The 12,321-nt window shown below is 74.5% G+C and carries 11 protein-coding genes; 6 read left to right on the top strand and 5 right to left on the bottom strand.

Translation table 11 applies throughout. The features are described from left to right. Nucleotides 1–90: 90 nt before the first annotated feature. The 4 genes from ACIPXM_RS13800 to ACIPXM_RS13785 all read right to left on the bottom strand — a co-directional run bounded on the left by ACIPXM_RS13800 (nt 91) and on the right by ACIPXM_RS13785 (nt 3,881). Nucleotides 91–759, bottom strand: coding sequence for a TetR/AcrR family transcriptional regulator (locus ACIPXM_RS13800; protein WP_401655051.1), 669 nt, complete (start codon nt 757–759; stop codon nt 91–93). A gap of 47 nt (nt 760–806) precedes the next feature. Beyond that, nucleotides 807–1,484 (bottom strand): gamma-glutamyl-gamma-aminobutyrate hydrolase family protein, encoded by a 678-nt coding sequence (locus tag ACIPXM_RS13795; protein WP_401655049.1) that lies wholly within the window; start codon nt 1,482–1,484, stop codon nt 807–809. Between the two features lie 28 nt (nt 1,485–1,512). After that, on the bottom strand, nt 1,513–2,961 hold the full coding sequence (gene eat / locus ACIPXM_RS13790) for an ethanolamine permease (protein WP_401655048.1): 1,449 nt from the start codon (nt 2,959–2,961) through the stop codon (nt 1,513–1,515). 191 nt (nt 2,962–3,152) lie between these two features. Next, nucleotides 3,153–3,881, bottom strand: coding sequence for a FadR/GntR family transcriptional regulator (locus ACIPXM_RS13785; protein WP_401655047.1), 729 nt, complete (start codon nt 3,879–3,881; stop codon nt 3,153–3,155). Between the two features lie 78 nt (nt 3,882–3,959). Between ACIPXM_RS13785 and ACIPXM_RS13780 the strand changes: the two genes are divergently transcribed. From ACIPXM_RS13780 to ACIPXM_RS13770, 3 genes are read left to right on the top strand one after another with little or no spacing between them, the layout of a single operon-like run. Continuing rightward, nucleotides 3,960–5,324 carry a glutamine synthetase family protein gene (locus tag ACIPXM_RS13780; protein ID WP_401655046.1) on the top strand — a complete coding sequence of 455 codons (1,365 nt, stop codon included), beginning with the start codon at nt 3,960–3,962 and terminating at the stop codon, nt 5,322–5,324. A 12-nt stretch (nt 5,325–5,336) separates the two neighbouring features. Next, nucleotides 5,337–6,746 carry an aldehyde dehydrogenase family protein gene (locus ACIPXM_RS13775; protein ID WP_401655045.1) on the top strand — a complete coding sequence of 470 codons (1,410 nt, stop codon included), beginning with the start codon at nt 5,337–5,339 and terminating at the stop codon, nt 6,744–6,746. Then, nucleotides 6,743–7,573 carry a 3-oxoacyl-ACP reductase gene (locus tag ACIPXM_RS13770; RefSeq protein WP_401655044.1) on the top strand — a complete coding sequence of 277 codons (831 nt, stop codon included), beginning with the start codon at nt 6,743–6,745 and terminating at the stop codon, nt 7,571–7,573. Before ACIPXM_RS13775 ends, ACIPXM_RS13770 begins: the two co-directional genes overlap by 4 nt. A 37-nt stretch (nt 7,574–7,610) precedes the next feature. Here ACIPXM_RS13770 and ACIPXM_RS13765 read toward each other — a convergent pair whose 3' ends face one another. Next, nucleotides 7,611–8,813 carry an amino acid deaminase/aldolase gene (locus ACIPXM_RS13765; protein ID WP_401655043.1) on the bottom strand — a complete coding sequence of 401 codons (1,203 nt, stop codon included), beginning with the start codon at nt 8,811–8,813 and terminating at the stop codon, nt 7,611–7,613. A gap of 116 nt (nt 8,814–8,929) precedes the next feature. Between ACIPXM_RS13765 and ACIPXM_RS13760 the strand changes: the two genes are divergently transcribed. From ACIPXM_RS13760 to ACIPXM_RS13750, 3 genes are all read left to right on the top strand, one after another. Next, nucleotides 8,930–10,216, top strand: a complete 1,287-nt coding sequence (locus tag ACIPXM_RS13760; RefSeq protein WP_401655042.1) for a hypothetical protein — start codon at nt 8,930–8,932, stop codon at nt 10,214–10,216. Beyond that, entirely contained in the window at nt 10,213–11,385 is a 1,173-nt protein-coding gene (mycP, locus tag ACIPXM_RS13755; RefSeq protein ID WP_401655041.1) for a type VII secretion-associated serine protease mycosin, read from the top strand. Before ACIPXM_RS13760 ends, mycP begins: the two co-directional genes overlap by 4 nt. Nucleotides 11,386–11,455: 70 nt before the next feature. Continuing rightward, nucleotides 11,456–12,190, top strand: a complete 735-nt coding sequence (locus ACIPXM_RS13750; RefSeq protein WP_401655040.1) for an SseB family protein — start codon at nt 11,456–11,458, stop codon at nt 12,188–12,190. The last annotated feature ends 131 nt before the right edge of the window (nt 12,191–12,321 follow it).

The following is a 12,321-nucleotide window of genomic DNA, read 5'->3' as shown; positions in this document are numbered from 1 at the left end:
AGGGAGACCTTGAGAGGGATCTTGAGAGGCAGAGATCGTGGGGGCTTGCGGTGGAGGGTTCGAAGGGGAGGCGAGGGGGGACCTGGCGGGTCAGGGGGCTGGTGGGGCGAGGGCGGGCGGCAGGGATTCCGCCGCCTCGGTGAGGGCGCCGTGGGGGAGGGCGAGTTCGCGCTCGGCCGTCGTCAGGGCCATCCGCAGGATCGCCTCCGGGCGGCCGGTGCGGTCCGTGTTCGCGTGCACGCCGAGGCCGTCCAGGACCACCAGGATCTGGATCGCCGTCACCCGCGGATCCTCGGTGCGGAACTCGCCGCTCGCCACGCCGTCCCGGATCACCCCCACCAGGCGCTCGTCGGACGCCCGCTCCTGCTCGCCGACCCGGTCCCGCAGGGCCGGGCGGTAGCGGCTGAGATGGCGGGCGTTGATCCAGAGGCGGCTGATGTCGTCGTACGCCTCACCGCGCGACAGCGCGAAGTACCGGGCCAGGTACTGGGTCGGCGTGCCGTCCGGCCGGTCCGCCGGGAGCAGGGCGTCCAGCTCGCCGGTCGCCGCCGTGCCGAACGCCTCCGCCACCAGGTTCTCCGCCGACGGGAAGTAGTGACCGATCAGCCCCGGGCGCACCCCGAGCTCGTCCGCGATGCGCCGCAGTGTGACGCACTCCAGGCCCTCGGTGAGCGCCACACCCGCCGCCGCCTCGACGATCTCCGCCCGGCGGGCCTCGGGGGACTTGCGCACGCGCTTGCGGGGGAGGGTCGGGTCCATGCCGCCGACTTTATTGGCTGAATGACCAATAGGCAAGCGTGAGCCCGTCAGCCGCGGGCCGCCTCGACAAGGGCCCGGGTCACGCGGAGGTCCTCGCCCATCTCCGGGTGCCACTGGACGCCGAGCACCCACCCGCCCGGCAGCTCCACCGCCTCGACCGTGCCGTCCGTCGCGTGCGCCGAGGCCACCAGGTCCTTGCCGAGCATGTCGACGCACTGGTGGTGGTAGGTCGGCACCGACGTCGGTTCGGGGACCAGCTCGGCGTAGCGGGTGCCGGGGACCGGGGAGACCGGGTGGCGGCCCATCACGCCGACCGCCTCCGTGTGGCCGTCCAGGTGCTGGACCAGGGTGCCGCCCAGGGCCACGTTCAGGAGCTGCATCCCCCGGCAGATGCCCAGCAGCGGGATCCCGGCGGCGAGCGCCGCGTCGATCAGGGCCAGTTCCCAGGAGTCGCGGGCCCGCGCGGGCGGGCCGGTACGGGGGTCGGGCTCGGCCCCGTACCGTACCGGCTCCACGTCCGCGCCCCCGGCCACCACCAGCGCGTCGATCCTGGCCACCGTCTCGGCCGCCGCCGCCGGCTCGTCCGGCGGCAGCATCGCGGTCAGGCCGCCGCTCTCCTGGATCAGTCGCGGATAGGCGGCCGGGAGCAGTGTGGCGGGCAGGTCCCACACGCCCCAGCGGGCCTGGTCCAGGTAGGTCGTCACGCCGATGAGCGGCTTGGGCACGGGGGTTCCTCCGGTGGTGGTGGGGCGGTCAGCGTTCGAGTTCGGCCTCCGCCGCGGCGAGCGCGGCGAACTCCTCCTCGGGCGCCTTCGCCACCAGGTGGTGGCGACTGTAGAACGCGAAGTAGGCCAGCGCGATCACGTACACCCCGAGTGCGATCAGCGCCGCCTCCTGGTCCACCAGGAAGGTCGCCACCAGGGCCGACAGCGCGAGCACGAACGCCACCGAGGAGGTCAGCACCCCGCCGGGGGTGCGGTACGGGCGCTCCAGGCCGGGTTCGCGGCGGCGCAGCACGATGTGGGACAGCGCCATCAGGGCGTACGAGATGGTCGCGCCGAACACCGCGATGTTCAGCATCCGGGCGCCGTCGCCGGTGCCGGCGGCGAGCGCGAAGCCGATCGCGCCCGGGATCACCAGGCCCAGGTAGGGCGACTTGCGGCGGCTGGTGAGGGACAGGAAGCGGGGCAGATAGCCCGCCCGGGACAGCGCGAACAGCTGGCGCGAGCCCGCGTAGATGAGCGAGAAGAAGGACGCCACCAGGCCCGCGAGGCCCGCGTAGTTGACGAAGCGGCTGAGCGTGGTCGGTTCGCCGTCGCCCTGGAGCGCGACGACCAGCGGGTTGCCGGCCTCCTGGATCGCGGCCGAGCCGCGGGCGCCGGTCGCGGTCAGGAAGGTGATCACGGCGAGCAGGATCAGGATCCCCATCGACAGGGCGAGCGCCCTGGGCATCGACCTGACCGGGTCCTTCGCCTCCTCGGCGGCCAGCGGCACGCCCTCGACGCCCAGGAAGAACCACATGCCGAACGGGAACGCCGCCCAGATGCCGAGGAGTCCGAACGGCAGCCAGGAGTTCGACCCGGTGGCCGAGTGGTCGACCGGGATGTCGTTCAGGCCGTCCACATGGAAGTCGCTGAGCGCGCCGAGCGCGAAGACCAGCAGCGCGGCCACCGCGACGGCGGTCACGATCAGGCTGAAGCGCAGCGCCTCGCCGACGCCCCACAGATGGATGCCGATGAACAGCGCGAAGCACACGAGGTAGACCGGCCAGCCCGATTCCAGGCCGAACAGGCCGAGCGACTCCACGTAGTCGCCGATGAAGATGGAGATGGCGGCGGGCGCCAGCACGTACTCGATGAGGATCGCGGTGCCGGTGAGGAATCCGCCCCAGGTGCCGAGCGCCCGGCGCGCGAAGCCGTAACCGCCGCCCGCCGTGGGCAGGATGGCGGAGAGCTCGGCGAGCGAGAAGACCAGACAGGCGTACATCGCGCCCATCAGGACGGTCGCGACGGCGAGTCCGCCGAAGCCGCCCTTGGAGAGGCCGATGTTCCAGCCGGAGAAGTCGCCGGAGACGACGTACGCGACGCCGAGCCCGGTCAGCAGCAGCCAGCCCGCGCTGCCCCGGCGCAGGGTGCGCCGTGCCAGGTAGTCGTCGGGCGGGGTGGTCGGTCCTGTGGTGCCTGAGGTGTCTTCCAGCGTCATGGCAGCGCTCAGCTCCCCTTGCGGGCCCAATGGATTGGAGGCATACCTTTGCGGCGATGGGGGAGGCTGCGCAAGTCCCGTGCGTTACTTTCGGGTTACGCCGACCGGTCCGTTCCGGTCCGTTCCCGTTCCCGTCCGCTCCGTTCCCGTCCGCTCCGGCGCCGTCCGTTCCGGTCCCGCCGCCCGCCCGCTCAGGTCAGGAATCCGCGCAGCAGCGCCGCCGTGCCCGCGCAGTGCTCCCGCATCACCTCGCGCGCCGCGTCCGCGTCCCCGTCCAGGACCGCCTCCACCAGCGCGGTGTGCTGGTGCTGCGAGTGCTCCAGGTTGCGCACCAGCAGCGGGATGCAGTCGAGCAGGTCGTTCACGGTCGCCCGGACCGCCGCGTACTGCGCGGTCAGCGTCGGCGAACCGGACAGCTCGGCCAGCGTCAGGTGCAGCAGGGTGTCCTGTCGCCGGTAGTCGCCGAGCGGCGCGTCGTGGGTCGCCGCGAGCGCCGCCCGCAGCCGCTCGGCGCCCGCCTCGGGCAGGCCGTGCGCCGCGCACAGCCCCGCCGCGCCCACCTCCAGGACCTCCCGGAAGCGCAGCGTGTCCTCCATGTCGACGGCCGCGATCCGGCGCCGCAGCTCCGCCTCGTCCGCCGTCCGCGGCCGGTCGAGCACGAACGTCCCGCCGTAGCGGCCGCGTCTGCTCTCCACCAGACCCTGCTCCTGGAGCACCTTCAGGACCTCGCGCAGCGTCACCCGGCTGATGCCCATCCGGTCGGCCAGCTCCCGTTCCGCGGGCAGCCGCTCGCCGCCCGGCACCAGACCGAGCCTGACCACCTGGAGGATCTGCTCCAGGGCCTCCTCGAAACCGTTCCCCGCCCGCACCGGCCGCAGCACGGGCGTCAGCCGGTCCGCCGATTCACTCGTACTGGCCACGTCGCCGTTTCCCCTTCCCAAGCAATGGTTCTGAGCAATACCTTATGGCTCCCGGCAGGCCCAAGGAGGAGTAATCCCGTGGCAGACCGCACACCCCCGCTCGACGTCGACGCCCTGCGCGCGCTCGTCACGAGCGGCGAGATCGACACCGTCGTCCTGGCCTTCCCCGACATGCAGGGCCGGCTCCAGGGCAAGCGGTTCGCCGCACCGTTCTTCCTCGACGAGGTCCTGCGGCACGGCACCGAGGGCTGCAACTATCTTCTGGCCGTCGACACCGAGATGAACACCGTCGACGGCTACGAGATGTCCTCCTGGGACCGCGGCTACGGCGACTTCGCGATGCGCCCCGACCTCGCCACCCTCCGCAGGATCCCCTGGCACGAGGGCACCGCCCTGCTCCTCGCCGACCTCGCCTGGAACGACGGCGGACCCGTCGTCGCCGCGCCCCGGCAGATCCTGCGCCACCAGCTCGACCGGCTCGCCGCCCTCGGCTACACCGCCCACGTCGGCACCGAGCTGGAGTTCATCGTCTTCAAGGACACCTACGAGCAGGCGTGGGACGCCAACTACCGCGGCCTCACCCCGGCCAACCAGTACAACATCGACTACTCGGTGCTCGGCACCGGCCGGATCGAACCGCTGCTGCGCCGCATCCGCAACGACATGGCGGGCGCCGGACTCACCGTCGAGTCCGCCAAGGGCGAGTGCAACCCCGGCCAGCACGAGATCGCCTTCAAGTACGACGAGGCCCTGGTCACCTGCGACCACCACGCCGTCTACAAGACCGGCGCCAAGGAGATCGCGGCCCAGGAAGGCTGTTCGCTCACCTTCATGGCCAAGTACAACGAGCGCGAGGGCAACTCCTGCCACATCCACCTCTCGTTGCAGAACGCCGACGGCGTCAACGTGATGGCCGGTGAAGGCCCCGACGGCATGTCCGAGATCATGCGCCACTTCCTCGCCGGACAGCTCGCCGCGCTCCGCGACTTCTCGCTGCTGCTCGCCCCCAACATCAACTCGTACAAGCGCTTCCAGCCCGGCTCCTTCGCCCCCACCGCCGTGGCCTGGGGCCACGACAACCGCACCTGCGCGCTGCGGATCGTCGGCCACGGCCGCTCCACCCGCTTCGAGAACCGCGTCCCCGGCGGCGACGTGAACCCCTACCTCGCCGTCGCCGCCCTCGTCGCCGCCGGACTGCACGGCGTCGAGCAGCGCCTCGAACTCCCGCCCGCCTGCACCGGCAACGCCTACACCGGCGACTACGAGCACGTCCCCACCACCCTGCGCGAGGCCGCCGAGCTCTGGGAGAACAGCGAGATCGCCAAGGCCGCCTTCGGCGCCGAGGTCGTCGCCCACTACCGCAACATGGCCCGCGTCGAACTCGACGCCTACGACGCCGCCGTCACCGACTGGGAACTGCGCCGCTCCTTCGAACGCATGTGAGGAAGAGAAGAGTTGCCGTACGCACCGCACGACCACCCCGCACCTGAGGGCACCGAGCTCCTCGACGTCCTCAACCCGGCCACCGAGGAGCTCGTCGCCCGCGTCCCCGCCGCCACCCCGGCCGACATCGACGCCGCCGTCCGCCGCGCCACCGACGCCCAGCGCGGCTGGGCCGCCGCCGCCCCCGCCGACCGGGCCCGGCTGCTGCGCCGCTTCGCCACCGTCGTCGACGCCCACCTCGAAGAACTCGCCCTCCTGGAGGTCCGCGAGGCCGGGCACACCCTCGGCAACGCCCGCTGGGAGGCCGGGAACGTCCGCGACCTGCTCGACTACGCGGCCGGCGGCGTCGAGCGGCTGAACGGCCGGCAGATCCCGGTCCCCGGCGGCCTCGACCTCACGATCCTCGAACCCCTCGGCGTGATCGGCGTCATCGCGCCCTGGAACTTCCCCATGCCGATCGCCGCCTGGGCCACCGCACCCGCCCTCGCCGCGGGCAACGCCGTCGTCCTCAAGCCCGCCGAGACCACCCCGCTCACCGCGCTCCGGCTCGCCGAACTCGCCCTGGAAGCCGGACTCCCCGAGCACCTCTTCCAGGTGCTGCCCGGCACCGGACCGGTCGCCGGAGCCGCCCTCGTCGCCCACCCCGGCGTCGCCAAGATCGTCTTCACCGGCTCCACCCGGGTCGGCAAGCAGATCATGGCGGGCGCCGCCGACCAGGTGAAGCGGGTCACCCTCGAACTCGGCGGCAAGAGCCCCAACATCGTCTTCGCCGACGCCGACCTGGAAGCCGCCGCGGCCGCCGCCCCCATGGCCTTCCTCGACAACAGCGGCCAGGACTGCTGCGCCCGCACCCGGATCCTCGTCCAGCGCTCCGTCCACGACCGCTTCCTCGCGCTGCTCGCCCCCGCCGTCCAGGAGATCGTCGTCGGCGACCCCCTCGACGAGCGCACCCAGATGGGCCCGCTGATCTCCCGCGCCCAGCTCGACCGGGTCCGCTCCTACGTCACCGACGACCTCACCGCCGTCCGCGGCAAAGCCCCCGAAGGCCCCGGCTTCTGGTACCCGCCGACCCTGCTCACCGGCGTCCCCGAAGAGGCGCCCTGCGCCGTCGAGGAGATCTTCGGACCCGTCGCCGTGGTGCTGCCCTTCGAGGACGAGGCCGACGCCGTACGGCTCGCCAACGCCACCCCGTACGGCCTCTCCGGCTCCCTGTGGACCCGCGACATCGGCCGCGCGCTGCGCACCGCGCGCGCCGTCCGGGCCGGGAACCTGTCCGTCAACTCCCACTCCAGCGTCCGCTACTGGACCCCCTTCGGCGGCTACGGCCAGTCCGGCCTCGGCCGGGAACTCGGCCCCGACGCCCTCACCGCCTTCACCGAGACCAAGAACGTCTTCATCAGCACGGAGGACCGCACCGCATGACCACCGAGACCACCGGGACCACCGAGACCACCGAGAGCACCGGGACCACCGAGGAGATCGTCTGCCGCCGTCTCGTCGGCCGCACCGCCGTCATCACCGGCGCCGGCAGCGGCATCGGCCTCGCCACCGCCCGCCGCCTCGCCTCCGAAGGCGCCCACGTCGTCTGCGGCGACATCGACGAGCGGGCCGGGAAGGCCGCCGCCGAGGAGGTCGGCGGCACCTTCGTCCAGGTCGACGTCACCGACCCGGAGCAGGTCGAGAACCTCTACCGGGTCGCGTACGACACCTACGGCTCCGTCGACATCGCCTTCAACAACGCGGGCATCTCGCCGCCCGACGACGACTCTATCCTGGAGACCGGCCTGGAGGCGTGGAAGCGCGTCCAGGACGTCAACCTCACCTCGGTCTACCTCTGCTGCAAGGCCGCCCTGCCGTACATGCGCCGCCAGGGCAAGGGCTCCATCATCAACACCGCGTCCTTCGTCGCGATCATGGGCGCGGCCACCAGCCAGATCTCCTACACCGCCTCCAAGGGCGGCGTGCTCGCCATGTCCCGCGAGCTGGGCGTGCAGTTCGCCCGCGAGGGCATCCGGGTCAACGCGCTCTGCCCGGGCCCGGTGAACACCCCGCTGCTCCAGGAACTGTTCGCCAAGGACCCCGAGCGCGCCGCCCGCCGCCTGGTGCACATCCCGGTCGGCCGGTTCGCCGAACCCCAGGAGATCGCCGCCGCCGTCGCGTTCCTCGCCAGCGACGACTCCTCGTTCGTCAACGCCAGCGACTTCCTGGTCGACGGCGGCATCGCGGGCGCCTACGTCACCCCGCTGTAGGCAGCCCGGCTCCCCGTACGAGCGGCCGTACGAGCGGCTAGAGGAAGGTGCGGCCTTCGCCCCGGTACGTCGGGACGGAGGCCGTCACCCGGTCGCCCGCCACCAGGTGGAGCGTGTCGAACCGCTCGCACAGCTCGCCCGCCTTGGCGTGCCGGAACCACACCTTGTCGCCGATCCGCAGATCGTCCGCGGGCGAACCGATCAGCGGCGTCTGCACCTCGCCCGCGCCCTCCTGCGGGTCGTAGCGCAGTCCTTCCGGCAGGTACGGGACCGGGGACCGGTCCGCGCCCGCCGCGCCCGACGCCGGGTAGCCGCCGCCGAGCACCGTCACCACGCCCACCCCCGGGCGCCGCACCACCGGCTGCGCGAACAGCGCCGCCGGACGGGCCGTGAACGACGTGTAGTTGTCGAAGAGCCGCGGCACATAGAGCCCCGAGCCCGCCGCGATCTCGGTCACCGCGTCCTCGGCCGCCGTGTGCTGCACACTGCCGGTGCCGCCGCCGTTCACGAACTCCAGCTCCGGCGCCACCGCGCGCACCGCCCGCACCGCCGCCGCCCGGCGGACCGCCAGCTCCTTGCGGGCCGTCGCCTGCATCAGCCGGATCGCCCGGGAGCGCAACGGCCGCCCGGCGAGCGCGTCGCCGACCCCCGCCACATGCCCCTCGTACCCCATCAGACCCACCAGCCGGAATCCCGGCCGCCGCGCGACCGAGCGGGCCAGCTCCGCCAGCTGCGCGGGCTCGTGCAGCGGCGAACGCAGCGCCCCCACCCGGATCCGGCCGCCCAGCAGCCGCAGCGCGGTGTCCAGCTCCAGACAGACCCGCACCTCCTCGGTGCCGCCCGCCCGCGAAGCCTCGATCAGATCAAGCTGGGCCACGTCGTCGACCATCACGGTCACCGCGGCCGCCAGCTTCGGGTCCGCCGCGAGCTCCGCGAACCCGGCCCGGTCGGCCGACGGATAGGCCAGCAGCACATCCTCGAACCCGGCCCTGGCCAGCCACAACGACTCCGCCAGGGTGAACGACATGATGCCCGCGAAACCCTCGCGGGCGAGCACCCGCTCGAGCAGCGCACGGCACCGCACCGACTTGCTCGCGACCCGGATCGGCTTCCCGCCCGCCCGGCGGACCAGATCGTCGGCATTGGCGTCGAAGGCATCCAGATCGACGATCGCGACAGGCGCGTCGAGATGGGCGGTGGCCCGGTCGTACCGGGCACGGTCGGCGGCACGGGGAGTCATGGCCCGAGCTTGCCAGACAGGTTTACGCGTGGGTAGCCCCTGCGTTCCCGCACCCTCGGGAACAGCCCGTAGAGTGGCCCGCATTGTTGCCGGGCAGGACGAGGTGGGGGACGGGGATGAGCAGCGAGCCGCAGCGTCCCCGGGTGTCCCGGATCACCGAGGTCCTGCTGCCGGACGAGGGCGAGCGGGCCGCCACCACGGCCGCACCGGCACCCGCCGCATCCGCAGCGGCGCCCGCATCCACCCCGGCACCCACCGCACCGGCACCGGCAACCGGGCCCGCGCCCGCCGCACCGGCACCGGCAGCCGGGCCCGCCGCACCGCCCGCCTCTGCCCGGCCCCCCGTCCCCGCCCGGCCCCCCGTGCCGCCCCGCCCCACCGCGGGACCGCTGCCGCCCGAGCGGCCCGCCCGCCCGCCGGTCCGGGTGCCCGTGCCCGAGACGCCCGCCGAGCGGACCACCCGGCTGCGCGCCATCCGTGACGTACGGGCCGACGGCCCCCTCACCGCCCCCGGTGCCCCCGGCGCCCCCGGTGCGGGCCCCGCCACCGCCCCCGCGCCGACGCCGGGCCAGGCCCCCGCCCCGTACCGGCACGACACCTGGACCCGCCCCACCCCGCCCGAGACGCCCGCCGAGCAGACCACCCGGCTGCGCCCGGTCCGCGAGCGGAGCACCGGCCGGGTCGTCGCCGCGGCCGCCTGCGCCGTCCTCGCGCTCGGACTCGTCGGCGGCGCGCTCACCGGCGCCCTGCTCGCGGGCGGCGGCGCCGGGGAACCCGCCGAGCCGCCCGGCTACGCGGCGGCCCGCGGCCTCTGGCACGACGCGCCCGTCGACACCCTCTTCCCGCGCACCCTCGCGGGCCCCGCCGCGGGCCCCGGCGGCGCCGACCGCACCTGGACCCGGATCGTGGTCGCCGCCGACGCGCCCTGCACCCCCGCCGTGCTGCCCCGGGCCCTTCACACCGCCCTCACCACCACCGGCTGCGACCGGGTGCTGCGCGCCACCTACACCGACGCCACCGCCTCCCATCTGGTCACCGTCGCCCTGGTGTTCACCCAGGCCGACCCCGAGACCATGCGCACCCTCGGCTCCCGCGCCGCCGACGAACCCGCGCCCGCGCTCGCCGCCGCCGGGACCGTCGCCGCCGGTTTCGGGGCCGCGCAGCGCGCCAGCTGGTACCGGCACGTGCTGCCCGACCTGCCCGTCGTCGTCACCTCCGTGTCCGGCTTCGCCGACGGCCGCCCGGTCGCCGAACCCGAGCCCGCCGACCGCGCGATGACCCCCAAGCGGACCACCGCCGTCGCCCAGGCCGGACTCGGCCACGAGGCGAAGGGCGTCGCCGACGCCCTGGAGCGCGCCCTGCGCCGTACCGTCGTCGCCGCCGTCGAGGAGGACCAGCGGTGAAGCATCCCCGCCGCACCGCCGCGGCCCTGCTCGCCGCCGCCTTCGCCGTGCTCCCGGCGGCCACCACGCCCGCCTACGCCGACACCATCCGGGCCCGCCAGTGGGGCCTCGACGCCCTGCACACCAGCCGGGCCTGGCAGACCACCAAGGGCGAGGGCATCACCGTCGCCGTGCTCGACACCGGCGTCGACGCCGGCCACCCCGACCTGGCGGGCTCCGTGCTCACCGGCACCGACCTGGTCGGCTTCGGCGCGGGCCGCGGCGACCGCGCCTGGGCCCGGCACGGCACCGCGATGGCCGGGATCATCGCCGGGCACGGCCACGGGCCCGGCGGCCAGGACGGCGTCATGGGCATCGCCCCCAAGGTCCGGATCCTGCCGGTCCGGGTCATCCTCGAAGGCACCGACAAGGCCCGCGACAAGGCCCGCAAGACCCGCGGCACCGCGCTCGCCGAGGGCATCCGGTGGGCCGTCGACCACGGCGCCGACGTCATCAACCTCTCGCTCGGCGACGACTCCGAGTCCGCCCACCCCGACAAGGGCGAGGACGCCGCCGTGCAGTACGCCCTCGCCAAGGGCGTCTCCGTGGTCGCCTCCGCCGGGAACGGCGGCGAGAAGGGCGACCACATCTCCTACCCGGCCGCCTACCCGGGCGTGATCGCGGTCGCCGCCGTCGACCGCTTCGGCACCCATGCCTCGTTCTCCACCAGCCGCTGGTACGCCACCGTCTCCGCGCCGGGCGTCGACATCGTGATCGCCGACCCGGACCGCCGCTACTACGAGGGCTGGGGCACCAGCGCCGCCGCCGCCTTCGTCTCCGGCGCCGTCGCGCTGGTCACCTCCGCCCACCCCCAGCTCACCCCGGCCCAGGTCAAGGACCTCCTGGTGGACACCGCGCGATCCCGCCCCAAGGGCGGCCGCAGCGACGACAAGGGGTACGGCACGGTCGACCCGGCCGCCGCGATCGAGGCGGGCGGCAAGCTGACGGGCGCCGACCCGAAGGCGGCGGTCGCGGGCTACCCGGCCCGCTACTTCGGTCCGGGACCCACCCCCGCCGCCGAGGAGTCCCACCCCGTCGGCCTGCTCGCCCCGCTCGCGGGCGGCGCGGGACTGCTCTTCCTGGCGGCGTCGGTGGCGCTGTGGCGGGGCGGCCGCCGTAAGTTCCGGTAGCGGCCCGCTGTTCCGAGGGACGACCGCACCCTGGTCCGACCGGTTTGTCCCCGGCCGTTAGGCTCGGGGCGTGGCCCTCAAGAACATCCCCGATCCCGGTTTCTCCGACGACGACGGCACCGCCGACCCGCGGCTCGCCGCGGCCCTCGCGGCCTGGGCGGAGGACAGAACCGCCCACGGGCCGGTCCTGGCGGCGCTCGCCGACGCCCGGCTGCTCGTGCCCGTGGTGGCCGTCCTCGGCGAGGTCGAGACCGACCCGGTGACCGGGCTCAAGCAGGAGAAGACCAGCGACATGGCGGTGCCCACGCTCACCGCGGGCGACCGGCGGGCGCTGCCCGCGTTCACCTCGACCGCCGCGCTCGCCCGATGGGACCCGGCCGCCCGGCCGGTGGCCGTACCGCTGCACCAGGCGCTCGCCGCGCTCGCCCACGAGAAGGCCGACACCCTGGTCCTCGACCTGGCCGGACCGGTGCCCTACCAGGTGACCGGGTCCGCGCTGCTGGCCCTCGCGGAGGGCCGCAGCAGCACCGATCCGCTGGACGACCCGGCGGTACGGGACGCGGTCCGCGCCGCCGTCGCCGCCGAGCCCGCGGTGCTCCGGGCCCACCTGGGCCCCGGCGAGGCCGACGGCACCCTGGTCCTGGTCCTCGCGGAGGACGCCGCCCCGGCGGCGGCCGCCCAGCGGGTGGCCGAGGCTCTCGCCGCCGACGAGACCCTGCGGGCCCGCCTGGTCCGCGGCCTGGACCTGGCCCTGCTGCCGGCGTCGGCGACGCCGCCGGGGGAGCCGTTCTACGTGGCGGCGTAGCGGGAGACGACAAAAGGAGGCGGGGGGGGGGGGGGGGCCCCCCCACCCCCCCCCCGGGGGGGGGGGGGGGCCCCCCCCCCCGCCCCCCCCCCCCGCCCCCCCCCCGCCCCCCCCCCGCCCCCCCCCGGGGG

Source organism: Streptomyces sp. NPDC090025, from assembly GCF_044748125.1.
Classification (GTDB): domain Bacteria; phylum Actinomycetota; class Actinomycetes; order Streptomycetales; family Streptomycetaceae; genus Streptomyces.
The sequence above is the reverse complement of the archived record's forward strand: the minus strand, read 5'-3'. Positions and strand labels throughout refer to the sequence as shown.